At 63.3% G+C, this 22,306-nt stretch carries 26 protein-coding genes and 1 pseudogene; 20 read left to right on the top strand and 7 right to left on the bottom strand.

Annotated elements, in window-relative coordinates; translation table 11 throughout:
• Window positions 1-142: 142 nt before the first annotated feature.
• The 7 genes from JHL16_RS34375 to JHL16_RS34345 all read left to right on the top strand — a co-directional run bounded on the left by JHL16_RS34375 (window position 143) and on the right by JHL16_RS34345 (window position 6,551).
• Window positions 143-1,339 (top strand): Rid family hydrolase, encoded by a 1,197-nt coding sequence (locus JHL16_RS34375; protein WP_200189454.1) that lies wholly within the window; start codon window positions 143-145, stop codon window positions 1,337-1,339.
• The gene (locus JHL16_RS34370; protein WP_200189453.1) at window positions 1,339-2,493 is read left to right on the top strand and encodes a M24 family metallopeptidase; all 1,155 of its coding nucleotides are present in this window, start codon (window positions 1,339-1,341) and stop codon (window positions 2,491-2,493) included. Before JHL16_RS34375 ends, JHL16_RS34370 begins: the two co-directional genes overlap by 1 nt.
• Window positions 2,494-2,538: 45 nt before the next feature.
• Window positions 2,539-3,210, top strand: coding sequence for an amino acid ABC transporter permease (locus tag JHL16_RS34365; RefSeq protein WP_200189452.1), 672 nt, complete (start codon window positions 2,539-2,541; stop codon window positions 3,208-3,210).
• A complete protein-coding gene (locus tag JHL16_RS34360) occupies window positions 3,210-3,857 on the top strand; it encodes an amino acid ABC transporter permease (protein WP_420884595.1) in 648 nt (215 codons plus the stop codon). Before JHL16_RS34365 ends, JHL16_RS34360 begins: the two co-directional genes overlap by 1 nt.
• Window positions 3,844-4,575, top strand: a complete 732-nt coding sequence (locus tag JHL16_RS34355) for an amino acid ABC transporter ATP-binding protein (protein WP_200189449.1) — start codon at window positions 3,844-3,846, stop codon at window positions 4,573-4,575. The genes JHL16_RS34360 and JHL16_RS34355 overlap by 14 nt, the downstream gene beginning before the upstream one ends.
• 139 nt (window positions 4,576-4,714) lie before the next feature.
• Window positions 4,715-5,503 carry a transporter substrate-binding domain-containing protein gene (locus JHL16_RS34350; protein ID WP_200189447.1) on the top strand — a complete coding sequence of 263 codons (789 nt, stop codon included), beginning with the start codon at window positions 4,715-4,717 and terminating at the stop codon, window positions 5,501-5,503.
• A gap of 121 nt (window positions 5,504-5,624) precedes the next feature.
• Window positions 5,625-6,551 carry a cation diffusion facilitator family transporter gene (locus tag JHL16_RS34345; protein ID WP_246771255.1) on the top strand — a complete coding sequence of 309 codons (927 nt, stop codon included), beginning with the start codon at window positions 5,625-5,627 and terminating at the stop codon, window positions 6,549-6,551.
• 137 nt (window positions 6,552-6,688) lie between these two features.
• Here JHL16_RS34345 and JHL16_RS34340 read toward each other — a convergent pair whose 3' ends face one another.
• A complete protein-coding gene (locus tag JHL16_RS34340; RefSeq protein WP_200189446.1) occupies window positions 6,689-7,258 on the bottom strand; it encodes a TetR/AcrR family transcriptional regulator in 570 nt (189 codons plus the stop codon).
• A 57-nt stretch (window positions 7,259-7,315) separates the two neighbouring features.
• Here JHL16_RS34340 and JHL16_RS34335 point away from each other — a divergent pair, with 57 nt between their 5' ends.
• The 7 genes from JHL16_RS34335 (at window position 7,316) to JHL16_RS34310 (ending at window position 12,365) form a co-directional block, all read left to right on the top strand.
• Window positions 7,316-7,966 (top strand): glutathione S-transferase family protein, encoded by a 651-nt coding sequence (locus JHL16_RS34335; protein WP_200189444.1) that lies wholly within the window; start codon window positions 7,316-7,318, stop codon window positions 7,964-7,966.
• Window positions 7,967-8,105: 139 nt separating this feature from the next.
• On the top strand, window positions 8,106-8,828 hold the full coding sequence (locus JHL16_RS34330; protein WP_200189442.1) for a GNAT family N-acetyltransferase: 723 nt from the start codon (window positions 8,106-8,108) through the stop codon (window positions 8,826-8,828).
• Window positions 8,829-8,912: 84 nt separating this feature from the next.
• Entirely contained in the window at window positions 8,913-9,845 is a 933-nt protein-coding gene (locus JHL16_RS34325) for an ATP-grasp domain-containing protein (protein ID WP_200189440.1), read from the top strand.
• 97 nt (window positions 9,846-9,942) lie between these two features.
• Window positions 9,943-10,104: a hypothetical protein gene (locus JHL16_RS34320; RefSeq protein ID WP_200189438.1), complete on the top strand. Its 162-nt coding sequence runs from the start codon at window positions 9,943-9,945 to the stop codon at window positions 10,102-10,104.
• A gap of 97 nt (window positions 10,105-10,201) precedes the next feature.
• Window positions 10,202-10,657 (top strand): metallophosphoesterase, encoded by a 456-nt coding sequence (locus JHL16_RS35180; protein ID WP_348647322.1) that lies wholly within the window; start codon window positions 10,202-10,204, stop codon window positions 10,655-10,657.
• A 39-nt stretch (window positions 10,658-10,696) separates the two neighbouring features.
• Window positions 10,697-10,987: a metallophosphoesterase family protein gene (locus JHL16_RS35175; protein WP_246771254.1), complete on the top strand. Its 291-nt coding sequence runs from the start codon at window positions 10,697-10,699 to the stop codon at window positions 10,985-10,987.
• Between the two features lie 79 nt (window positions 10,988-11,066).
• Window positions 11,067-12,365, top strand: a complete 1,299-nt coding sequence (locus JHL16_RS34310) for an MFS transporter (RefSeq protein ID WP_200189436.1) — start codon at window positions 11,067-11,069, stop codon at window positions 12,363-12,365.
• 131 nt (window positions 12,366-12,496) lie between these two features.
• Here JHL16_RS34310 and JHL16_RS34305 read toward each other — a convergent pair whose 3' ends face one another.
• Window positions 12,497-13,519, bottom strand: a complete 1,023-nt coding sequence (locus JHL16_RS34305) for an LLM class flavin-dependent oxidoreductase (protein ID WP_200189434.1) — start codon at window positions 13,517-13,519, stop codon at window positions 12,497-12,499.
• A gap of 397 nt (window positions 13,520-13,916) precedes the next feature.
• Between JHL16_RS34305 and JHL16_RS34300 the strand changes: the two genes are divergently transcribed.
• On the top strand, window positions 13,917-14,831 hold the full coding sequence (locus tag JHL16_RS34300) for an alpha/beta hydrolase (RefSeq protein WP_200189432.1): 915 nt from the start codon (window positions 13,917-13,919) through the stop codon (window positions 14,829-14,831).
• On the opposite strand, the gene JHL16_RS34295 is transcribed toward JHL16_RS34300, so the two are convergent.
• Window positions 14,815-15,228, bottom strand: coding sequence for an MAPEG family protein (locus JHL16_RS34295; RefSeq protein ID WP_200189430.1), 414 nt, complete (start codon window positions 15,226-15,228; stop codon window positions 14,815-14,817). The genes JHL16_RS34300 and JHL16_RS34295 overlap by 17 nt on opposite strands.
• 102 nt (window positions 15,229-15,330) lie before the next feature.
• Between JHL16_RS34295 and JHL16_RS34290 the strand changes: the two genes are divergently transcribed.
• On the top strand, window positions 15,331-15,750 hold the full coding sequence (locus JHL16_RS34290; RefSeq protein ID WP_200189428.1) for a winged helix-turn-helix transcriptional regulator: 420 nt from the start codon (window positions 15,331-15,333) through the stop codon (window positions 15,748-15,750).
• Between the two features lie 10 nt (window positions 15,751-15,760).
• On the opposite strand, the gene JHL16_RS34285 is transcribed toward JHL16_RS34290, so the two are convergent.
• Together JHL16_RS34285 and JHL16_RS34280 are read right to left on the bottom strand one after the other, a co-directional pair.
• The gene (locus JHL16_RS34285; RefSeq protein ID WP_246771253.1) at window positions 15,761-16,549 is read right to left on the bottom strand and encodes a COG4705 family protein; all 789 of its coding nucleotides are present in this window, start codon (window positions 16,547-16,549) and stop codon (window positions 15,761-15,763) included.
• 33 nt (window positions 16,550-16,582) lie between these two features.
• Window positions 16,583-16,840: a hypothetical protein gene (locus JHL16_RS34280; RefSeq protein WP_200189427.1), complete on the bottom strand. Its 258-nt coding sequence runs from the start codon at window positions 16,838-16,840 to the stop codon at window positions 16,583-16,585.
• A gap of 188 nt (window positions 16,841-17,028) precedes the next feature.
• Here JHL16_RS34280 and JHL16_RS34275 point away from each other — a divergent pair, with 188 nt between their 5' ends.
• Entirely contained in the window at window positions 17,029-18,156 is a 1,128-nt protein-coding gene (locus tag JHL16_RS34275) for a hypothetical protein (RefSeq protein WP_200189426.1), read from the top strand.
• Here the strand turns inward: JHL16_RS34275 and JHL16_RS34270 are convergent.
• Complete coding sequence (locus tag JHL16_RS34270) at window positions 18,153-19,550, bottom strand: sensor histidine kinase (protein WP_200189425.1); 1,398 nt, start codon at window positions 19,548-19,550, stop codon at window positions 18,153-18,155. The two genes, JHL16_RS34275 and JHL16_RS34270, sit on opposite strands and share 4 nt — an antisense overlap.
• Window positions 19,528-20,205 carry a response regulator gene (locus tag JHL16_RS34265; RefSeq protein WP_200189424.1) on the bottom strand — a complete coding sequence of 226 codons (678 nt, stop codon included), beginning with the start codon at window positions 20,203-20,205 and terminating at the stop codon, window positions 19,528-19,530. Before JHL16_RS34265 ends, JHL16_RS34270 begins: the two co-directional genes overlap by 23 nt.
• Before the next feature lie 241 nt (window positions 20,206-20,446).
• Here JHL16_RS34265 and JHL16_RS34260 point away from each other — a divergent pair.
• From JHL16_RS34260 to JHL16_RS34250, 3 genes and pseudogenes are all read left to right on the top strand, one after another.
• Window positions 20,447-20,808: pseudogene (locus JHL16_RS34260) on the top strand (GNAT family N-acetyltransferase); the annotation flags it as partial.
• Complete coding sequence (locus JHL16_RS34255) at window positions 20,809-20,949, top strand: GNAT family N-acetyltransferase (protein ID WP_348647331.1); 141 nt, start codon at window positions 20,809-20,811, stop codon at window positions 20,947-20,949.
• 299 nt (window positions 20,950-21,248) lie between these two features.
• The gene (locus JHL16_RS34250; protein ID WP_200189418.1) at window positions 21,249-22,220 is read left to right on the top strand and encodes a zinc-binding dehydrogenase; all 972 of its coding nucleotides are present in this window, start codon (window positions 21,249-21,251) and stop codon (window positions 22,218-22,220) included.
• Window positions 22,221-22,306: the final 86 nt, after the last annotated feature.

The raw sequence follows: 22,306 nt of genomic DNA, 5'->3' as shown, positions 1-22,306 counted from the left end.
CGCGCATTCCGGTGGAGTGGAATCACTTCACCGACAAGGATTCGCGCCAAACTGGAGCAATTTCTGTGATTTGCGGAAGGGCCGGTCATTTGACAAGTTACTTACTTACATGTAAGTAAATGAACCAAAGGGGAGGTCGCCTGTGTATCTAGAGTTCTTTCCTGCCAGGGACGGTGGCACGCCCGAGGTCGTGCGGGCCGGCAATCTGGTCTTCATCGGCGGGCTTTATGCCGCAGACGGCGCGTTGGATGTAATGACGGAGGCCCGCACGATCCTCGAGCGGTTGAAGGCGGCGCTCGCCTCCGCCGGCGCCACGCTCGCCGATGTCGTGAAGCACAATGTCTATTTCTCCTGCCCGCCGGGCGATGCCTCAGTGGGACGCTTCCTCGCCGACCTTGACGAGGTCCGCCACGCCTATTTCACCTATCCGGGCCCCACCTCGACCGAGATCAATTGCGGCCTCGAGCGCGAAGGCGCCCGCCTGATGATCGATGCCTGGGCCGTCATCGGCGCCGACCGTGAGTTGCTCGATCCGCCGGGCCATTGGCGCCGCGCCGGAGCCTCGCCCTTCGTGCAGGGGTGGAAGGTCGGTGACATGTTGTTCATCGGCGGCCAGCGCACCCTCGATCGCGACGGCAAGCTTCTGGGCCTGGGCGACATCGAGATCCAGACCGATGAAGCCTTCCGCAATCTCGATACCATGCTCAAGGCAGGCGGCGGCGACCGCAGCAACCTGATGCGGCAGAACACCTATTTCCGCTTCTTCGGCGAAGGCCGCGCCGTCACCGATTATTGGGAGAAGATGACGGCGGTGCGCCGCCGCTACATGTCGGTGCCCTCCGCCGCTGGCGCCGGCCTGCGCATCAGGAGTCTCGGGCTTGCCGACGAGCTCATTCAGGTCGAAGGCATCGGCGTGCTGGGCGATGTGAAGCAGCGCCTGCAGCCCGCCGATCACTGGGACTGGAGCATTCCCGGCAACCAGTTCACGCAAGGCTGGAAGATCGGCAAGCTCGCTTTCATCGGCGGCCAGATCTCAGCCGACGCCAAGGCCCAAGCTGTCGGCCATGATATGGAGACGCAGACGCGCAATGTCTTCACCTTCATCCGCCGCACTCTGGCGGAAGCGGGACTCGACGAGAGCCATGTCGCCAAGCTTTATATCTATTACCATGCCGAAGGCAGCTGGGCCGACATCGCGGCGGAGCGAGCGACGATCGCGCGTGTCCAGCGTGAGTTCTATCCCGAGCCCGGCCCGGTGGTGACCGCGGTCCGGGTCGCCGGTTTTGCTTTCGAGAATCTTCTGATCGAGATCGAGGCTCTTGCGGTGGCGCGCGACTGATGGCGAAGGAAGATTTCACGCTCGCCGAATTCGCCGTCCGTCTCGGACGGGCCCGCGCCCTGATGGCCGAACGCGGCCTCGACTGGCTCATCGCCATTCATCCCGGCTCCATCCATTGGCTCACGGGAAGCGACGCGAAGAGCTATCAGGAGTTCCAGTGCCTGCTCATCGGCGCCGAAAGCCAGCCTCTGATCGTGCTGACACGCCAGGGCGAAGTGAATGAATTCGAGGCCTGCTCGATCGCCGATGAGGTGCAGGGTTTCGGCGGCGGCGAGACGGAAGATCCCATCGCCGCTTTCGCCACGCTCGCGCGCAAGCACAAGCTCATCGGCAAACGTATCGGCCTCGAAGTGCCGTCCTTCTATCTCCATCCCTATCATTATCTCGCTTTGCGCGACCTCCTGGGTGCGGATCGCGTCATCGATGCGAGCGATCTCATCGCCGATCTGAAGCTCGTCAAATCGCCGGCCGAGATCGGCTATATCCGCGCTGCCGCCCGTCTGTGCGACAAGGGCCTCGAACATTTCATCGCCGATCTGGCGCCCGGAAAATCCGAGCTGGCGCTGGCTGGTGCTGTTTATGAGACGCTGCTCGCCGCCGACAGCGGCATCGCCGCGAGCCCGATCAATCTCGTTTCCGGTCCACGCTCAGCCTTCAGCCATGGTGCGCCGACGGAGCGCCGTCTGGCACCCGGCGATTTCGGCAATATCGAATTCGGCGCCACCTGGAAACGCTACACCGCCACCATCGGCCGGCAATTTGCGCTGGGTCCACCGAGCCCGCGCATGCGCGAGCTCTATGACACGGTGCGCCGCGCTTCCGACGCGATGATCGCCGAGATCCGCGCCGGCGTGCCGGCCACGCTTCCCCATGAGACGGCCAAGCGCATCATCGGCGACAAAGGCCTCGAAGCTCACCGTGTGCATCTTTCGGGCTACAGTCTGGGCCCCGGCTTTCCGCCGAGCTGGGCCGAGAGCCTCGCCCTTATCGGCAAGAGCCCGCATCGCCTCGAAGCCGGCATGGTGGTCACGGTCGAGCCGCCGGTCTTCATCGGAGAGGAGGGCCTGGGCGCCCGCATCATCGACAATGTCCTGGTGACGGAGACCGGGTGCGAGCTCTTGAGCGGTGTGTCACGTGATCTCATCATCGTGTAGATATCACCCATATTCTGCCGCGCCGCAGAAAGGGGCTCTGCGCCGATGAACTACAATTTCCGTTTCGAGATCCTGCTGCGCTACCAGGCCGAGATTCTGCAGGGCGTGCTGCTGACGCTGCAGCTGTCCGTGCTCACCATGGTCTTCGGCCTCGTCATCGGCTTGGGCGTGGCGATCGCCGCCGGCTCACCGTCGAAATGGCTGAGCGTGCCGGCGCGCTTCTATGTCGAGACCATCCGCAACACGCCGCTGCTCGTCCAGCTCTTCATCGTCTTCTTCGGCTTGCCGTCACTGGGCGTGCGCCTCTCCGCCGATCTCGCCGCGGTGATCGCGCTCTCCATCAATATGGGCGCTTACGGTGCCGAGATCCTGCGCGCCGGCTTCGAATCGGTGCGCCGCAGCCAGATCGAGGCCGGCCGCTCCCTGGGCCTGACCGCGGCGCAGACTTTCCGCCACGTCGTTCTGTTCCAGGCGACGAAAGCGATCTATCCGGCGCTTGCCAGCCAGTTCGTGCTCATCATGCTCGCCACCTGCGTCGTCTCCTCGATCGGCGTGACCGAGCTCTTCCACCAGGCGGCCTTCATCGATTCGCGCACTTACCGTTCCTTCGAGGCCTATACGCTGATCACGCTGTCCTATCTCATTCTCACTCTGGCCTTCCGCGCACTCTTTTCTTTCATCTACTGGGCGGTCTTCGTCAGGAGGCCGGCCCGATGATCCGCGAATTTGCCGGCGCTGATGTCGTCTATCTGCTGCTCGCGGCGCGCTGGACCGTGGCGCTGGCCCTCGTCGCCATGCTGGGCGGCGGGCTTCTGGGCCTCGTCATCGCCGCCTTGCGCATCGTGCCCTTCAAGCCCGCCAACTGGCTCGCCATCCTCTATATCAACCTCATCCAGGGCACGCCGCTTCTCGGCCAGCTCTTCATCTTCTTCTTCGGCCTGCCGCTCATCGGCATCCAGGTCGATGCCTGGACGGCGGCGGCGATATCGCTGTCGATCTATGCCGCGGCTTTCTTCGGCGAGATCTGGCGCGGCGCACTGCAATCGGTATCGATCCGGCAATGGGAAGCGGGCGCTTCGCTCGGCCTCACCTACGGCCAGCGTCTCTTTTACGTCGTCCTGCCGCAGGCTCTGCGCGTCGCGGTGGCGCCGACCGTCGGCTTCCTGGTGCAATTGATCAAGAATACCTCGCTCACCGCTCTCATCGGCTTCGTCGAGCTGACCCGCGCCGGCCAGATCATCTCGGGCGCCACCTTCGCGCCCTTGCGCGTCTATCTGGTCGTCGCCGTCGTCTATTTCGTGATCTGCTTCTCGCTGTCGCAAATGAGCCGGCGGCTCGAAAGGAAACTTCATGTCGCTCGTTGAGCTCACCCAGATCCGCAAATCCTTCGGTCCGGTCGAGGTGCTGAAGGACGTGTCGTTGAAAGTCGAGAAGGGTGAGATCGTCGCCATCATCGGCCGCTCCGGTTCCGGCAAGTCGACGCTGCTCCGCTGCATCAACGGGCTGGAGCAGGTCCAGGCCGGCAGGATCCTGGTCGCCGGCATCGATGTCACCGCCAGAAACGCCGATCTCAATGTACTGCGCGAGCGCGCCGGCATGGTATTCCAGAGCTACAATCTGTTCCCCCATCTCGATGTCGAGCGCAATGTCACGCTCGCTTTGAAGCTGGTGAAGAAGCTCGACCGTGAGGCGGCGGGCAAAATCGCGCGCGATGTGGTGGCGCGGGTCGGCCTCGCCGAGAAGCTTCATGCCTATCCGGACGAATTGTCGGGCGGCCAGCAGCAGCGTGTCGCCATCGCCCGCTCGCTCGCCATGCAGCCGGCCTTGATGCTGTTCGACGAGATCACCTCGGCGCTCGATCCGGAGCTCGTCGGCGAGGTGCTGCGCGTGCTCGAAGGGGTCGCCAAGGAAGGCATGACCATGATGCTCGTCACCCATGAGATGAACTTTGCCAAGAACGTCGCCGACCGCGTGATCTTCATGCATGAGGGCCGCATCCACGAGGATGGGCCCGCGCGCGAGATCCTGCAGACGCCGCGTACGGCGGAACTCGGGAGTTTCCTGAGCGCCGTGCTTCACTAGAGCATGATCCGGAAAAGTGCGAAGCGGTTTTCCGATAAGATCATGCGCATACAAAAGATAAAGCGTGATGGCGACTCTTCCTGAAGCCATCCCGCTTTAATCGGGAGAATGATATTCAACGAAGCCTAGGGAGATTGAAATGAAACATCTGACGAGACTAATCTTCGCCGTCTTATTGGCAGGTCTCTTCGCCGCCCTGCCGGTGAAGGCCGCCGACCTCCAGCAGATCATCAAGAACGGCGTGGTGCGCATCGGCGTGCCGATCGACGTGCCGCCTTTCGGTTCCGTCGACAAGAACAACGAGGCGGTCGGCCTCGATGTCGACATGGCGAAGAAGATCGCCGAGGCGTTGGGCGTGAAGCTCGAATTGCAGCAGATCACCGGCGCCAACCGCGTGCCTTATCTCGCCACCGACAAGCTCGACATCGTCATCGCCGCCATGGGTGCCACGCCCGAGCGCGCCTTGCAGATCGCCTTCACCTCGCCCTATGCAGCGCTGTCCATCGGCGTCTTCGGGCCGGACAGCATCGCGGTGACGAAGCCTTCCGATCTCACCGACCAGACCGTCGCGGTCGCCCGCGGCACGACGCAGGACCTCGAGCTCACCAAGGCGGCGCCCAATGCCAAGATCATCCGTTTCGATGACGACGCGACCGCCGCGGCCGCCTTCACCTCCGGCCAGGCGCAGCTTCTCGCCACCGCCGACGTCGTCGCCAAGGACATGATGGACAAGGACCCGAAGCTGCAGCTGAAACCCAAATTCATCCTGCAGTTCTCGCCCTGCTATATCGGCATCCAGCAGGCGAGCCCCGAATTGCTGCGCTGGCTCGACACCTATATCCATCTCGGCCTGCTCGACGGCTCGCTGTCGGCGCTGTCGGAAAAATGGATCGGCACCCCGCTGCCGGCCAATTTCCCGAGCATTTGATAACGTTTGCCCTCTCCAGATAATCCCCCTCTCCCGTTGCGAAGCAATGGGAGAGGGTGGCCGAAGGCCGGGTGAGGGCTCTTAGACTTGCCCCCGTCCTCCTCCCCTGTATGCTCGCCCCATGATGACCGAGCGGGGCATATTGCGACTGTCCATTGCCGTGACCTTTATCGTCGCGGGTTTCGGCATCCTCTTCGGTCTTCTTTCCGGCTCCTTCGCCATCGTCTTTGACGGCGTCTATGCCTTGGCCGATGCCGGCATGACCGTCGTGGCGCTGCTCGTCGCCAATCTCATTGCCGCATCGACGGCCTCGGGTACATCGCGCTCGCGCGTCGGCGAGCGCTTCACCATGGGCTTCTGGCATCTCGAGCCCATCGTGCTGCTGCTCAACGGCGTGCTGCTGATGGGCGCCGCCATCTATGCGCTGATCAACGCCATCGGCAGCCTGATGACCGGCGGCCGCCCGCTCGATTTCGACCTCGCCATCATCTATGCGGTGGTGACGCTTGGCGCCTGCTTCGCCATGGCGATGTTCGGCCGTTATGCCAATCGGCGCATCGGGTCCGACTTTCTGGCGCTCGACGCCAAGGCGTGGGCGATGTCGGGCGCCATTACGGCGGCACTGCTCATCGCCTTTGTCATCGGCTATTTCATCCAGGGCACCGCGTATCAATATCTCTCACCCTATATCGATCCCCTGGTGCTGGCGCTGGTCTGTCTCGTCATCATCCCGATCCCCATCGGCACGGTCAGGCAGGCGCTCGCCGATGTTCTTCTCGTGACGCCTGCCGGTCTCAAGCAGGAAGTCGACCGGGTGGCGCAGGCGATCGTCGCGCGCTACGGCTTCCTGTCGCACCGCGCCTATGTCGCGCGCGTCGGCCGCGGCCGCCAGATCGAGCTTTATTTCGTGGCACCCAAGGGCTGGCCGCCGAAACGGCTCGAGGACTGGGACCGCATCCGCGACGAGATCGGCCTTGCGATCGGCGGCGAAGGTCCCGACCGCTGGCTCACCATCGCCTTCACCACCGACCATGAATGGGCGGACTGAGTTCTTTCCGAGAACCTCATGCTGAGGTGCGAGCGTAGCGAGCCTCGAAGCATCCTTCAGGATAAAGCGAGCTTGTCGAAGCAGACCCTTCGAGGCCCGGCTTCACCGGGCGCCTCAGGGTGAGGGCTAAAGCGAGATCACACCCGCGCCAGCGTGATCGCCGCCTGGCGCGCTGCCGCCAATGGATCATCGACACCCTTGATATAGGCCTCGGTCACCGCGCCATCGAGCAGGATGGTGATCTGGTCGGCGAGCAGCGCCCGGTTGCGCCGCTTGCCGTCGAGCATGGCGAAGATGCGCTGGCGCAGTGCTTTCTTGTATGTCTGCACGATCGCCTGCAATTTGCCCTTGGGATCCGCCTCCTGCAGGCTCGCATGGATGAAGGAGCAGCCGCGATAGGAGGGGCTCCCGGCATTGCGGCCGAAATGGCTGAAGAGGCCTGAGATGCGTTTCTCCTCCGTCGTCTCCGACGCGATGACCTCATCGAGGCGGGCGAGCGCCTTCTCCGCCATCTCGCGATAGACCGCTTCGGTGAGCGCCTCCTTGGACGGGAAGTTGTTGTAGAGCGTCATGCGCGCCACGCCCGCTTCCGCGGTCACTTCATTGATACCGACATGCGCCACCCCGCGCAGGGTGAAGAGCTGACGCGCCGTATCGATCAGCTTGCGCCGTCCTTCGCCTCCGGCTTTCTCCCTGTCTTGCGCCATTGTCGAATCATAGGTAGACTGGTCTACCTAGTCAATTATGCGTGCGAGGATGTCCACATGCCCAGCGTAAAACTCTGGTATTCGCCGGGCGCCTGCTCACTGGCGCCGCATATGCTGCTGAACGAGATCGGCCAGGATTTCGAGGCGATCCGGGTGCCCATCCGCGAAGGCGCTCATCTGACCGAGGCGTTCACGCGCCTCAACCCGAAGAAGCGCCTGCCGGTCCTGGCGCTCGACGACGAGGTGATCACCGAGCTTCCCGCCATTACCCTCGCCATCTCGCAGCTGGCGCCGCAGCATCATCTGATGGGCGGGACGCCGCTGGCGCAGGCACGGGTGCTCGAATGGCTGAACTGGCTGTCGGGCACGGTGCATGGCCAAGCCTATGGCAGCCTGTGGCGGCCGCAACGATTCACTGACGACGAGACGCTCTATCCGGCAATCACCGCCAAGGGACGGCAGACGGTGGCCGACTGCTACGCCATGATCGATGCCAAGCTCACCAGCCCGCATGCGGTGGGCGACGGGCTGACCGCCGCGGATGCGTTTCTCTATGTGCTTTATCGCTGGGGTGTCGGCATCGGCCTCGATATGCGCGGCACCTATGCCAACTTCACCCGCTTCGCCGAAAATCTGGCGCACCGCCCGTCGCTCCAGCGCGCCATCGCAACGGAAGGCCTGGCGCCGCTAGAGCCCTACCCGATTTGATCGAATCGTTCCGATTCGATCAAATCGGGTAAAAGGGCTCGAAAGCATATAAACTGGAGCGCTTCCTTATCGCCAAAGTCGAGCGACTTTGGCGGGAAGCGCTCTGGCGGCATGATCTGGTCCCGCGGTAGAAGGGAGCATGACTGATCTCGATTTGCTCGATCTCGAAGGCCGCACGCTTTATGTTCTGACGCCCGAAGGGCGCATCGCGCGTGAAAATGATCCCGACCGGTCGGCAGGCCCGCAATTCTGGCTGGCCGGTTGCAAGAGCGGCACCGTCGCGCGGCTGCATCGGAACCTGGCGCCCGATATCGCCGCCGAGATCGAAGCGCTGGCCGCGCGGGAGCCGCCTTTCGACGAACCAGGCGCGCTGCCACGCTTCATCGCGGACTATGAGAGGCTGCTTCCCGGCGCCACGCTCAGCCGCGAGCTTGTTCATGAGCTGCCGCATGGCCTCGCGGTGGAGAGCGCCGCAAAGCTCATCTCCTCCCGGAGCGAGGAGGGTGCGCGCTTCGTCGCCGATATTGCGAAGCATGGCATGCCGGAAAATCTCGCCGCTCTGCGCATGCGTGTGCCCGAGGATCTCTGGGCGCCCTGGGTGATGCTGATGGTGGACGGCGAGGTAGCCTCTACGGCGTTCGCCGCACGCCTTTCCGATGCCGGCGCCGAGCTCGGCCTCGCCACCGTGCCGAAATTCCGCGGCCGTGGCCTGGCGCGTCTGGTCACCGCCGCCTGGAGCAACCTGCCTGAGCTCAAGACGCGCCGCCTTTTCTACGGCGCCGATCACGACAATCTCGCTTCGCAGCGTGTCATCGCGCAACTGGGCCTGCGCCGCATCGGCGTCAGCATCAGGCTCACATGACGACGAGCAATTCCACCCCTTGATCCGTCGCCTAAAAACTACCTAAAGTCATCTCGAGGGTAGTTGTGGGGACGCGTGCCGGGCATGCCTGCGTATAATCTGATCATCATTCAGGTGCCGAAGCGCCAGCAGATCTCCGACTTCCTCACCATCCGCAACATGATGTATGGCCGGGCAACCGACATCGACGTGCATGTCCTGTCGGTCGCCGAGCCGCCGCCTTCGGGCTTCTGGCAGAAGATGGCCGAGCGGCCGTCGCTCATTTTCTCGCCGATCCCCGTGCCCCTCGATCCGCGTTTGCGCGGCGCCCGGTTGATGGCGGCCAATATCCCCAAATCCGAAGAGCTCCGGCGCCTGCGCATCGCCGGGCTGCCGGTGCCCGAGACCTTGCCGATCACGCCGGATCTCAGGCTCGATGCCGGCAAATGGGGACCGTTCACGGTGATCAAGCCCGATGTCGGCTATCGGGGCCGCGGCGTCGCGCTCAGGCGCACGCGCTTCGTGCGCTGGACCGACACGTCGCGGCTCCCGGAGGACGATCCACGCCGCGGCCGGCTGATGCTCGCCCAGCGCTATATTCATACCGGATCCCGTACCTGCTGCTATCGTGTCATGACCGTGCTCGGCCGCATCATCTATGCGATGCGCTCCCTCGCCGACGTGGACTCGCCGCGGCTCGATCCCGACGGCGAGGACGATGTCGAGCTCGAAGTTGCGGCCAATGGTGTCGCCCGCCGGCTCGACCTCATCGAAGATGCCGATATCCTGGCGCTTGCCCGCGACATCGCGGCCAAGCTCACTTATGTGCCGGTGTTCGGCATCGACATCATCCGCGAGGAGGGCAGCGGCCGGCTTTATGTGCTCGAGCTCAATTCGAGCGGCCGTACCTGGCATCTTTCCTCCGACCACGGGCTCGGCCATCAGCGCGATTTTGGCCTCGATTATTACGGCCAGTTCGATGCGCTCGGGCAGATCACCGATGCCTTGATCGAGGCGACGCGCAAGCTTGCGATCTGACGACATCGAGCCGTTCGTTTTCATCGGCCTGTCATCGCGATGAGATGTGGCGCGCTTAAGCGGCGTCTCCATTCACCCAAAAGACTGGAGGCCACCCATGTTGAACCGTCGCGGATTATTGAAACTGTCCGGCGCTGCCGCCTTGGTGACGCCCTTTGCCGGCTTCGCCGCCCGCGAGGTTCAGGCACAAGGCGCCCCGCTGTTCAAATTCGGCATCGTCGCCGACCCGCAATATGCGCCTTTCCCGCCTGGAGCATAATGCGCCAAGACGGCACGTCTTGGCGCATTATGCTCAGATTCAAAGCGCCGATCACGCTCATGACTTTTGACGGAATCGTCAAAAGTCATCGTGATCGGTGACCAACGGCACGCGGTATTACGCCAACAGCCTGTGGAAGCTCGATGAGGCGGTGAAGGCGCTGAACGGCGAGGAGCTGCGCTTCGTCGCCACATTGGGCGATATCATCGACCGCCATTGGCAGAGCTATGACGACATCCTGCCGATCTATGACCGCCTGAAGCACGAGCATTTCTTCGTGCTCGGCAATCACGATTACGAAGTGGCGCCGGATTATCTCCATGCCGTGCTGCGCCAGGTCGGCCTGAAGCGCTCTTATTACGATTTCGCCGGCGGCGGCTATCGCTTCCTGGTCATCGACGGCAATGACGTGTCGACCTTCGCGCCCCCTGTCGGCGATCCGCGCCGCGCGCTCGCCGCCGAACGCCTGGCCAAGCTCACCGAGGCCAAGGCGGCGAATGCGCAAGTGTGGAACGGATCGCTCAGCGATGAGCAGTTCGCCTGGATGGAGTAGACCATCGTCGCCGCGAAGGCGGCCAAGGAGCGCGTCATCGTGCTCGGCCATTACCCGGTCTATCCCGCCAATGAGCACAATCTGTGGGACAGCGAGCGCATCGTCGATCTTCTGACCAGCCACGACCATGTCGTCGCCTATCTCAACGGCCACAACCATGCCGGCAACTATGGCGAGCTCAAGGGCAGGCATTTCGTGAATTTCAAGGGCATGGTCGAGACGCCGGCCACGACCGCTTATGCGATCGTCGCCGTCCATGACGACCGCATCGAGATCCAGGGTGCCGGCCGCGAGGAGAGCCGCACGCTGAAGATCGGCGCGGTGGGTTAGGTCTATCGCCTCTTGTGGCCCGCTGAGATTCTGCATTATCGTCGCGTCAGTACCTCGGGGGCTACGGGGTTCAGGGCAGATGAGCAGCACATCGGCACCCGCGACGGGTGAAGCGGGCCACCGCGACCGCAAGCGCGTGGTCTGGGCCGGCATCGTCGGCAATGTGATGGAATGGTACGATTTCGCCATTTACGGCTTCTTCGCCCGCACCATCGGTAGCCTTTATTTCCCGTCCGAGGACCCGCGCACCTCGCTTCTCGCCGCTTATGCGGTCTTCGCCGTCGGCTTCTTCATGCGGCCTCTCGGCGCCATTCTCTTCGGCCATATAGGCGACCGGGTCGGCCGCGGCCCGGCCTTGCTGTGGTCGGTGGTGGCGATGGCGATACCCACACTTTTCATGGGCCTGTTGCCGACCTATGCCGATATCGGCATCTGGGCGTCGATCCTGATGCTGCTCTGCCGTATGATGCAGGGCCTGGCGGTGGGTGGCGAATTTACCAGCTCCGCCGTCTTCCTGGCCGAGACGGCGCAACCCGGACGGCGCGGAGCTGCGGCGGCCTGGGCGACTTTCGGCGCCACCGGCGGCATATTGCTCGGCTCCGCTGTTGGCGCCCTTGTCCTCAACATCTTGCCGCTCGAAGAGGTGGTGGCCTGGGGCTGGCGCGTGCCGTTCCTGTTCGGCGTGCTGGTGGGCGTGGCGGGTTTCCTGCTGCGCCGGCGCATGGAGTTCGACAAGCCGGCGGCCACGGAAGGTTCGCCGCTGATGAAGGCCTTGCGCGAGCACCCCGTGGCGATGCTGCAGGCGGTGAGCATCAGCCTCGTCAATGCTGTCGCCTTCTATCTGATCTTCGTTTATCTCGTCACCTGGCTGAAGCTCGCCGCCGATATGGGCGCGCGCACCGCGCTGCAGATCAACTCGCTCAATATGGTGATCCTGCTCGGCGTGGTGCTGTTCATGGCGCGCCTGTCGGACCGCATCGGCCGCAAGCCGATCCTCGCCGGCGCCTCGATCGGGCTTCTGATTTTCGCCTGGCCACTCTTCGCCCTGATGCAGACGGGTGAGGTCCTTTATGTCTTTCTCGGCCAGATGGGCTTCACCTTGCTCATCGGCTCCTATGGCGCGGTCAATGCCATAGCGCTCTGCGAAGTGTTTCCGCGCGAGGTGCGCTGCTCGGCGGTGTCGGCCGCTTACAATCTCGCTTTCGGCCTCGCCGGCGGCACCGCGCCCGCGGTCGCCACCTGGCTCATCGACACGACCGGCGATTTCACCATGCCCGCTTTCTACATCATGGCCTGCGCCGCCATCTCGGCCGCCGCCGCTCTGTCGGTGCGCGAGAGCCGCAGCGGATTGCTGAAGGACGAGGCGATCGCGGCGTAAGGGTCTCTCCCCAAACCGTTATCCCGGCGCAAGCCGGGATCCATTGAACGCCGGCAAATCAGGCAGCGCTGCCCGCGCTGCGCGAGTTTAATGGGCCCCGACTTTCGTCGGGGTGACGGAGAATAAAACCGCTACCGCCACCCGAGCCCCGGCGCCACATGCTTCAGGATCGCTTCGATGACATGTGCATTGTAGTCGACGCCGAGCTGGTTCGGCACGGTGAGGAGCAGCGTGTCGGCTTCGGCGATGGCTTCGTCCTTGGCCAGCTCCTTCACCAGCACATCGGGTTCGGCGGCGTAATTGCGCCCGAAGATGGCGCGCGTATCCGCCTCGATGAAGCCGATCTGGTCGCTCGACGGGTTGCCCTGGCCGAAATAGGCGCGATCGCGGTCGTCCATCAGCGCGAAGATGCTGCGGCTGACCGAGACGCGCGGCTCCCGTGTGTGTCCCGCGGCCTTCCAGGCTGCCCGATAAGCCCTGATCTGCTCGGCCTGCTGGATATGGAATGGCTTGCCGGTCTCGTCGAATTTGAGGGTCGAGCTTTGCAGATTCATGCCGAGCTTCGCCGCCCATTCGGCGGTGGCGTTGGTGGCCGCCCCCCACCAGATGCGCGGCAGCAGGCCTTCGGATAGAGGCTCGACGCGGAGCAGCCCCGGCGGGTTGGGGAACATCGGCCGCGGATTGGGCTCAGCGAATCCCTTGCCCTGCAGAAGCTGGAGGAACACTTCGGTGTGCTGGCGCGCCATGTCGGCGTCGCTTTTGCCTTGCGGAGGCACATAGCCGAAATAGCGCCAGCCATCGATGACCTGTTCGGGCGACCCGCGGCTCAGCCCCAGTTGCAGGCGCCCGCGGGAGATGAGGTCGGCCGAGCCCGCATCCTCCACCATGTAGAAGGGGTTCTCGTAGCGCATGTCGATGACGGCGGTGCCGATCTCGATGCGCTTCGTCCGGGCGCCGATGGCCGCGAGCAGCGGGAAAGGCGAGGCGAGCTGGCGGGCGAAATGATGGACGCGGAAATAGGCGCCGTCGGCGCCCAGCTCCTCCGCCGCCACCGCGAGGTCGATCGACTGCAGCAGCGCGTCGGCCGCCGAGCGGGTCTGCGACTGCGACGAGGGCGTCCAATGCCCGAAGGAAAGGAATCCGATTTTTTTCATGGGGAGACCGAAAGTTTGAGAATGGCCTTAGGTGGGCCCGGCGGCCCGGATCCGCAAGGGCGCCGGATGAAGGGCTGGAATGCGTCGCCGGCAGGCTAGAGCATCGGCCCGAAAAGTGTGCGCGGTTTTCGGGCAAGCCGATGCGCAGAAACAAAGAACTAGAGCGTCGTGGCGATTCCATCGGAACGCCCGGCGCTCTAGGACGCGGGTTCCGTCTTCCCATGTGGCAATTACCACGTGACATCGGCGCAAATCCTGTTATCAAGCCCCGCCGTCGCGATATTGGATAGCGGCGCGGGGCCGGGGAACATCTATCGAAAGTGATGGGACGGCCGGTGTGGTGCGGGCGTGATGCGCGCCGCGTGAACTCCGAATATGTGACGGTGGACATCAACGCATGGATTTTATCCGTTTCAAGACAGTCCTCATGGCAACCATCCTGGTCGCCTTGGCGTCCGGCATGGGGGCCACCCTCCAGGCCCGCGATGCCTCTCTCTGCGCGAGCGGCGGCGTGCCCGCCGGCGCGGCGGAGGCTGGCGCCGGGTGGTGTCTCGATGTGCCTGACGCCGCCGATGCCGCGACGGGAGCCAAATCTGGCAACCCGGTTCTGCAGAGCAACAAGCCGGCGGTGGGTTCCGTCATCCCCGGTCCGGTCACGCGCACCGGGCATTTCGTCTATCGGTGGCTGCGTCCTGAAGTACCGTCCGGCGAAACGATCGTGCTCCTGCATGGGTCGGGCGGCGACGAGGCGAGTTTGTTCAGGCTCGCCGCGCGCATCGCGCCCGATGCGACGCTGCTCGGCGTGCGCGGCCGCGTCGTCCAGAAGGGCATCAAGCGCTGGTATGCGCGGGTGACGCCGACCCGCTTCGACCAGGCCGACATCCGCACCGAGGCGCGCGCTTTCGCAAAATTCCTGACCGAGCGGATGGCGGCCGAGAAGCTCGATCTCGACCGCGCCGTCTTCATCGGTTACTCCAACGGCGCCAACCTGATCGCCGCGCTGACGCTCTTGCATCCCGATCTGGTCCATCGCGCCGTGCTGTTGCGCGCCATGCCGGTTCTCGACAAGGCTCCCGCCGCCGATCTGAAGGGGACGCGGTTTCTCTCCGTCGCCGGTGAGCGCGACAAGATCTACGGCCCCTTTGCGCCGGAACTCGCCGCTTTGCTGCGTGCGCATGGCGCCGTCGTCGACACCGCGGTGGTCGCCCGCGGCCATTTTCTCGGCGATGAGGACGTGAAGGTGGTCAGCGACTGGCTGAAGGCGGCAAATGCGGTGGCGGGCGGGACGGCGGACTCTACCAAGCCCAACTGAAGGATCCGGCGAGGGCCGGCCACAGCATCAGCCCGATGCCGACGATGCTGCTGGCGAAGAGCAGCGACCGCCAGCCGGTGATACCCATGGCATAGACGGGCAGATAGAGGAGGCGGGCGGCGAGCCAGAGGATGGCGCCGGCCGCGGTCCAGAAGCTGTTGAGCCCGCCCGCCTCGACGATGAGAATGGCGGCCGCGGCGATCGGGAAGGTTTCGAAGAAATTGGCTTGCGCACGTTTCATCCGGCCGACGACCGGCGTGGGCGGCGGCAGCGTCGCCTCGCGCGAGGAGAGCGCCCAGTCGAGCCCATATTGCCGGCGCGCCAGCTGTGCCGCGACGAAGATCTGGACGACGCCCAGGACACATCCCCAGGCGAGCACGGACAATTCGATGCTCATCGTTCTCCTTTCCCTGCCGTCGCTTCGTTTATGCTCGATCCTTTGTAAGTACCGCGCTAGCATTCTGTAAATACGGACAAAAAGGGTAGCGTGGAGGAAACGATGGCTGTGGCGGAAGCGACCTCGCAAGGAGCCGGCCCGAAAGTCTCGAGCCTGACGGGATTGGACATGAGCCACATCAAGCTGTGTCCGGCCATCGCCTTCAACCAGATCATCGGCGGCCGCTACAAGCTGCACATCCTCTGCGTCTTGAACCGCGGCGCGTCGCGTTACGGCGAGATCGGCCGATCGCTTCTCCATGGCGGCCTCGGCCGCCCGATCGCGCCACGCATATTGAGCCGCGAGCTGCGCCAGCTGGAAGAGCGCGGCCTCATCAGCGGCGCGGTCCTTTCCGTGGTGCCGAGAAGAGTGGAATACCGCCTGACGGAGCGCGGCCGGGCGATGCTGCCGATCCTGGCGGAGATCATCCGCTGGGGGGCGAGCGGAGCGCATGAGGAGATGATGATACGCACGAAAGGATAGTGCGCTTATACTAGTATCTTGCCTCCGCTCCCTGATACTCCCGGCCGCGGCCGGTGACCGTCATGAAGGCCACTGTCCCGACAATCAGGATCAGAAACAGCAGGCTGGTCAGGATCGTCCCGAAGCCCAGCCCGCCATATTCGACCGGTTGTGACAGGAGATCGCCGAAAGAGGCGCCCAGTGGCCGCGTGAAGATATAGGCGAGCCAGAAGGTGAGAACCGCGTTCGCCTTGAGCAGATAGGCGGCCCAGAAGGCCATGACGATGGCGAGGAAGAGCAGTCCGGTGGCCAGGTAGCCCAGCTCGAATTTCTCCGCCACCAGATCTCCCGCCGCGGTTCCCAGCGAGAAGGTGAAGAGAATGGCCAGCCAGTACCAGATCTCGCGTTGCGTCGTGACGATCGAATGGATCGACAGGGTCTCTTCCCAGAAGTACCAGAGGACGAAGGTGACGGCGAGCGCGGCGGCGAAGAAAATAGTCGTCGTTTCGAGGCGCACGCCGAGATTGTCGACCAGATTGTCCGTTATCAGCGTGCCGACGATGCTGATCATCACCACGCAGGTCCAGTAAGCCCATGGCACATAGCGCCTCTGGCTGAACTGCAGAATGATGAAGACCGCGAGAAGCGCGCTCATGATCACGGACGTCGTCGTCAGGCCAAGCCCGAGATTGACCGCCAGATAATCGGCGGCCGTCTCGCCCATTGTCACTGCGAGCAGCTTCACGAGCCAGAAATCCAAGGTCACGAGCGGGACACGGTTCGCGGCCTCGCCAACGCCATCAAGTGATTCCATACGCATTTGCGCGCCCTCCGGGCAGGTGGTTGAAAGTGGCTATTTCTTCGCCGTGATCTTGAGAGCGTCCTCGAAGAATTTGTCGGCCCGCTTGTCGTCGTCGGCGTTGCACCGCTCGATGCCCTTGGTCTCGAGCTCGGAGACTTGGGCTTTGTCGGCCGCGCTGAGGGTCGCCGTCTTTTCGGCATCGCGCAGTTTCTGGAGCAGATCCTCACAGGGCACGGTGGCGGCATGAGCCGCGGTAAGGCCGGAAGCGAAAAGCAGAGTCGTGGCGGCGAAAGTCGCAATCCTGTTCATGTGTACTCTCCTGAATGCCGGTTCGCCCGGCGCTGTGAAATTGGTGAGATGAGTCCCGTCCCGCATCCTTATCCGACGCGTGCTGACCTCACCTTGTCCGGAACCTTACGGATCGGTAATCGCCCGGTCGAAGTTTTGCGCCACCTTGATGGACAACTGAAAGGAGGAATCCAGGGGATCTCTGAACAATGAAAAACTTTATCCGCGTTGCGGTGGCCGGTGGTGTATTGGCCGTCGCCGCGTCTGCGAAAGCCGCCGATATGGGCCAGGCAGATGAATGTGGCGTGCCGTGTTTCGAGGTTTCCGGCTATGCCGAGCTGAATGGCGACTGGTATTTTCCCTCCGACAATTCGGTGGACAGCTCCCAGGATGTCCATCCGAAGTCCGAGGTCGAAATGAAATTCACCCCATTCGACCATTTTTCGGTATTGACCAACATCGTTACCGAGCCGGTGTCCGATCCGGAGCCCGGTGAGGATCGTTTCTTCAAGGACACCGGGACATATGCGGAAATCCTCCAGGGCCAGGTCGAGATCGGAGCTTTGACCTTATTTGGCGGGAAGATCCATCCGGCCTTCGGCCGAGCCTGGGACGTCACGCCCGGGCTGCACGGGACCGACCTCGCCGAGGACTATGAATTGTCGGAACGGATCGGCGGTGGCGCAAGCCTCGCTTTCGAAGCCCTCGGTCTTTCAAACGCCCTGAGCTTCAGCGCCTTCACGGCCGACCGGACCATATTGAGCGAGTCGCTCTTCACCAACCGCGGCAGGCTGCATCTGTCGGATGGCGGCGCCGGCAATACCGATGGCATCTCGTCAGTCGCGGTTGCCCTCGATGGCTGCCTCGGCGCCGAGATCGACAGCTGCTACGCGGAAGGCACATTCGGCTACCAGATCGCCGGCCGCTATCAGAAGGGGGGCGAAGACAGCGACGGGGATGAAACGGGCATCATCGGCAGCCTCAATAAATCATTCGAGGTCGGCGAGGACATGTCGGTTCTGCTGTTCGGCGAGGTCGGCTGGTTCCAGCATTTCGATGGCGGATCGGACGACGCCTTCACGCTGACGGGCTCCGGCGCCCTCAAGGATGGACCCTTTACCTATTCGCTCGCTTATACGCAGCTTCGCACCGACGCGACGGAGCACCAGGTCGATGCGTCGGCGATTTATTCGCTGGGCGACCTTGTCAGCGTCGCGGGTGAGACATGGTCGCTTGGCGCCGGCTATACATTCGACCGCGCCGATGAGGAGGACACGCACATCGTGGGATTGCGGTTGCGCGCGGACTTTGAGGGGGCGGCATCGCTTGCCAACTAATTCTGTATTCTGGTCGCGGGAAAGCGGACGATGGCGCGCAGCCCCGGCAGATTGTCCTCGAGCGCAACCTCGATCCCGTGCAGCGAAGCGACCGCGGACACGAGCGATAGTCCCAAGCCGTTTCCGGGCGTCGCCCGGCTGGCATCGAGCCGGTAGAAGCGCTCGAAAACCTTCTCCCGCTGATCGGTGGGGATGCCGGGTCCCGAATCCGCGACCTCGGCAAAGATCTCGCTTTCGATGGACCTGAGCCCCAGCTGAATCTGCGTGTCGCGCGGCGTATGATGAATCGCGTTCTCGACCAGATTGGCGAACATCTGAACCAGCAGGTCCTGGTCGCCGACAATGCGGATGCCGGGCTCGATCGCCGCGGCGAAAATCTTTCCCTGATCCTCGGCCACCGGCCGGTACGCCTCGCCGACCCGTTCAAGGACCTCCGAGAGCTCCACCGGCTTGAAGCCTTTGCGGCGCGACCCGGATTCGATCTGCGCAATCCGCAAAAGTCCTGAAGATATGGCCAGCAATCGGTCGGCCTCGTCGATCGCGCTGTTGATGGCCTGCTCCTGGATTTTCTTCGAGCTGCCGGGCTGTATGCTCGCTTCCAGCCCCTGCTTGAGCCGGCTCAACGGGCTGCGCAAATCATGCGCGATATTCGTCGTCACCTGCTTGAGGCTTTCCAGCAGGGATTCGTTGCTGTCGAAAAGCCGGTTCAGGTTGGCGGACAGCCGGTCGAGCTCGTCCGCGGTTCCTTCCGTGGGGATGCGTTCGCGCCGGCGCCCTTCCATGATCGCCGTGCTGGTGACGTTGATGGCGTCGATCTTGCTTAAGAAACGCCGGCTGGCGAAGGCCCCGGCCGCGATGGCGACGAGCAAGGCGATGACCAGCGACCAGCCGATGGAGGCCAGGATCGCTTCCTGCGTCGTGATGGTCGCGAAGGCATCCTGCCCGACGAACAGGAACGCCCCATCATCGAATTTTGTCCCCAGTCCCCAAAGCTCGTGGTCCTCATCCGTGAGGAGGCTGGCATCGTCGGTCTCGGCGGCGGTGAAAGGCCGGGTGATCCAGCCGGCTTGCGCCGTCATCGCCTTCAGATTTCCCGCCACGCGGTTTCCCTGCGCGTCGGCAAGATAATAATACCGCGCCGACCCGGCGGCGCTGCGCAGCCGCTCGTCGATGTCGCTGATGATGGACGAGAGCCCGTCCGTCCTGACTTCCTCCGTCAGGGTCTGTGCGTCTTCCTCCACCGTCTGGCGCACCTGATGGCGCATGGCGGAGCTTGCGGTGATATAGACGATGACGATGAGGATCGCGAACGACAGGGCGAAGACGGCCGCGAAGAGCACCGACAGGCGGAAATTCGTCGTTCTGATCGCTCTAAGCGTCTTTGCGTAGCGCATAGCCGACGCCGCGTATCGTATGGACGAGTGGGAACTTGTGACCCTTGTCGATTTTCCCGCGCAGGCGGCTGATATGTGTCTCGACGACGCTGGACTGCGGGTCGAAATGGAAATCCCAGACATGCTCCAGCAGCATCGTGCGCGTCAGGACCCGTCCGTCGCTCTGCATCATATATTCGAGCAGCCGGAATTCCTGCGGCTGCAGATCTATCGTCGTCCCGCCCCGGCGAACGACGCGCTTCAGCAAATCCATTTCGAGGTCGGCAACTCTGAGCACTGTTTTTGTATTGGAGATCGGCGGCCGCCGCAGCAAGGCGGACAGGCGGGCGAGGAGCTCCGACATGGCGAAGGGCTTGGTCAGATAATCGTCGGCGCCGGCATCCAGTCCTTCGACGCGATCGTCGATCCCCGACATGGTCGTGAGGAATATGGCCGGCGCGCTCGTGCCGGTCGCGCGCAGCATCTTGACGATGTTGAGGCCGTCGATGCCGGGCAGCATCCGGTCGATGATCAGGACATCGTATTTTTCGGTGGCCGCGAGATAGAGCCCATCCTTGCCGTCGGCCGCGCAGTCGACGACATAGCCGCGCTCCTTCAGGCCCTTGCAGACGAATTCCGCCGTCTGCTTGTCGTCTTCTATCAACAATGCCCGCACGCCATCTTCCTTACCGGTTGAGCGTTCTTTCGGGGAGGCCATCACTGTCGCTTAAGCACTCCCGCGCCGCATCTTGCGCCCAACCGCCATGGCTCGGCAATGTCGTTCCGCAAGTTAGGGGATGGCCATCGCCTGAGGATTTCCGGGATCTTACATAATTGTAAACTTGGGCGCCGGCGTGCCGTCTCCAGGCCTCATCCGGCAATGGCGCCGCCGCCTTATATCGACTACGTTGCCGCCTATGAGCAAACTCGAAACAGTGGATATCCGCCGCATCGGCGCCGAGCAGGTTGCCGACTATCGCGCCATCCGCCTCACGGCCTTGCAGCTCGACCCTGATGCGTTCGGCTCCACCTATGAGGTGGAAGCGGCGCGTCCTTTGACGTGGTTCGAAGACGCCACCCGCAACCTGGCGATCTTCGGCGCTTATGCGGACGAGCGGATCGTCGGCATGATCGGCTTCGGGCGTCATACGGGCGCCAAGATCCAGCACAAGGGATTCCCCTGGGGCATGTTCGTCCATCCCTCCATGCGCCGGCATGGCGCGGGGCCGCCTTGCTCCGCGCCGCCATCGAGCATGCCTCTCCCGTGGTGGAGCAGATCATGCTGTCCGTCGTGACGACGAACCAGGCGGCCATTGCCCTCTATGAGAAATTCGGCTTTACCCCCTATGGCCGCGAGACCCGCGCCTTGAAAATCGACGGAAATTATGCGGACGAATTGCTGATGGTCCGCTTTTGCTGAATTCGGCCGTGTCGTATGCGAGCCGGAATTGGATGACAGCGCACCCGCTCTAAGTGGCGTATCCGCCGAGGTGTTCGCCCTACGGCCTCAATCGAAGTCACTGTCACCGAAGCAAGATGTCAGCCTCCACTTGCCGGAGACCATCTCTGTCACGGTTGCAAGACCGTTCTCGGCAAGATTTGCTCATCCCGCCCTCCTCACTTGCAGGTAACCACTTACGCCTGCGTACGTATTGGCACAGCGCTTCTCCGATCATAGCTCTCTCGCGAACGACAAGCCGTCTCATGAGGAGAAGAATCGTGACGAAAGCAAAACCGGATACAATGCAGGCCGCCGCCATCGACCGCTTCGGTGGCGCCGAGCTGATTACCGTGCGCGCCGTTGCAGTGCCGGAGGTCGGGCCGCGCGATGTCCTGATCCAGGTTGAAATAGCGGGCGTGGCCTCGTGGGACGCGGTCGAGCGTGAGGGCCATTATGACGGGGCTTTCGGAATGCCGTCGACATTCCCCTATGTGCTCGGCTGGGACTGCGCCGGCACAGTGGCCGCCATTGGCAGCGAGGTCAGCCGCTTCAAGGAAGGCGACCGGGTATACGCTGCCTCCATGCCGCTCCCCAAGGGTGGAACCTACGCCACCTACGTCGCAACGGATGCGGACAACGTGTCGCTCATCCCCGCCAGGCTCACGATCGAGCAGGCGGGCGTCATGGGCTGGGATGCGTTGACCGCGCTCAGCGGCCTGGAAGAGATTGGCCTGAAGCGGGGCGATACAATAATGATCTTTGGCGCCAGCGGCGGTGTCGGGCATATGGCCGTCCAGCTCGCAAAACGAAAGGGCGCCCGCATATTCGCGGTGGCGTCGGGCGATGACGGCGTGGCGCTGTCGCAGCGGCTGGGCGCCGACGCCGTCGTCAATGGGCGCAAGGACGACGTGGTGGCGGCCGCTCGTGAATTCGCCCCTGGCGGCCTCGACGCTGCCCTCGTCACCGCCGGCGGCAAGGCGGCCGACCGCGCGCTGTCGTCCGTGCGCGACGGCGGCCGCGTCGCCTGCCCCCACGGCGTGACGCCCGACCCAAATGTCCGGCCCGGCGTGGACCTCATTCACTACAACGGCGCCCGCGGCCAGGATGCCACCGACAAGCTTAACCGCCTGATCGACTCTGGCCCGTTCGATGTCCATGTCGCCCGTACATTCCCGCTCGACCAGGTTGTCGATGCGCACAGGATGCTGACCACGCACTACCTCGGCAAGCTCGCTTTACGAGTGAGATGAGCATGTGAATGTCGGTGACAGTGAGCTTAATCTAATTGACGCATCCGCCGAGGCGTTCATTCCGCGGCCTCTATTAAATGCACTGT

Source organism: Taklimakanibacter albus, assembly GCF_016595235.1.
Taxonomy (GTDB): domain Bacteria; phylum Pseudomonadota; class Alphaproteobacteria; order Rhizobiales; family Aestuariivirgaceae; genus Taklimakanibacter; species Taklimakanibacter albus.
The sequence above is the reverse complement of the archived record's forward strand: the minus strand, read 5'-3'. Positions and strand labels throughout refer to the sequence as shown.

Excerpts from the sequence above, each read along its gene's own strand:
- JHL16_RS34365 (WP_200189452.1), top strand. The coding sequence starts at position 2,539 with ATGAACTACAATTTCCGTTTCGAGATCCTGCTGCGCTACCAGGCCGAG.
- JHL16_RS34370 (WP_200189453.1), top strand. The coding sequence starts at position 1,339 with ATGGCGAAGGAAGATTTCACGCTCGCCGAATTCGCCGTCCGTCTCGGA.
- JHL16_RS34255 (WP_348647331.1), top strand. The coding sequence starts at position 20,809 with ATGCTGTCCGTCGTGACGACGAACCAGGCGGCCATTGCCCTCTATGAG.
- JHL16_RS34350 (WP_200189447.1), top strand. The coding sequence starts at position 4,715 with ATGAAACATCTGACGAGACTAATCTTCGCCGTCTTATTGGCAGGTCTC.
- JHL16_RS34345 (WP_246771255.1), top strand. The coding sequence starts at position 5,625 with ATGATGACCGAGCGGGGCATATTGCGACTGTCCATTGCCGTGACCTTT.
- JHL16_RS34310 (WP_200189436.1), top strand. The coding sequence starts at position 11,067 with ATGAGCAGCACATCGGCACCCGCGACGGGTGAAGCGGGCCACCGCGAC.
- JHL16_RS34355 (WP_200189449.1), top strand. The coding sequence starts at position 3,844 with ATGTCGCTCGTTGAGCTCACCCAGATCCGCAAATCCTTCGGTCCGGTC.
- JHL16_RS34270 (WP_200189425.1), bottom strand. The coding sequence starts at position 19,550 with ATGCGCTACGCAAAGACGCTTAGAGCGATCAGAACGACGAATTTCCGC.
- JHL16_RS34290 (WP_200189428.1), top strand. The coding sequence starts at position 15,331 with ATGGCTGTGGCGGAAGCGACCTCGCAAGGAGCCGGCCCGAAAGTCTCG.
- JHL16_RS34335 (WP_200189444.1), top strand. The coding sequence starts at position 7,316 with ATGCCCAGCGTAAAACTCTGGTATTCGCCGGGCGCCTGCTCACTGGCG.
- JHL16_RS34305 (WP_200189434.1), bottom strand. The coding sequence starts at position 13,519 with ATGAAAAAAATCGGATTCCTTTCCTTCGGGCATTGGACGCCCTCGTCG.
- JHL16_RS34275 (WP_200189426.1), top strand. The coding sequence starts at position 17,029 with ATGAAAAACTTTATCCGCGTTGCGGTGGCCGGTGGTGTATTGGCCGTC.
- JHL16_RS34285 (WP_246771253.1), bottom strand. The coding sequence starts at position 16,549 with ATGCGTATGGAATCACTTGATGGCGTTGGCGAGGCCGCGAACCGTGTC.
- JHL16_RS34330 (WP_200189442.1), top strand. The coding sequence starts at position 8,106 with ATGACTGATCTCGATTTGCTCGATCTCGAAGGCCGCACGCTTTATGTT.
- JHL16_RS34340 (WP_200189446.1), bottom strand. The coding sequence starts at position 7,258 with ATGGCGCAAGACAGGGAGAAAGCCGGAGGCGAAGGACGGCGCAAGCTG.
- JHL16_RS34295 (WP_200189430.1), bottom strand. The coding sequence starts at position 15,228 with ATGAGCATCGAATTGTCCGTGCTCGCCTGGGGATGTGTCCTGGGCGTC.
- JHL16_RS34300 (WP_200189432.1), top strand. The coding sequence starts at position 13,917 with ATGGATTTTATCCGTTTCAAGACAGTCCTCATGGCAACCATCCTGGTC.
- JHL16_RS34280 (WP_200189427.1), bottom strand. The coding sequence starts at position 16,840 with ATGAACAGGATTGCGACTTTCGCCGCCACGACTCTGCTTTTCGCTTCC.
- JHL16_RS34320 (WP_200189438.1), top strand. The coding sequence starts at position 9,943 with ATGTTGAACCGTCGCGGATTATTGAAACTGTCCGGCGCTGCCGCCTTG.
- JHL16_RS34325 (WP_200189440.1), top strand. The coding sequence starts at position 8,913 with ATGCCTGCGTATAATCTGATCATCATTCAGGTGCCGAAGCGCCAGCAG.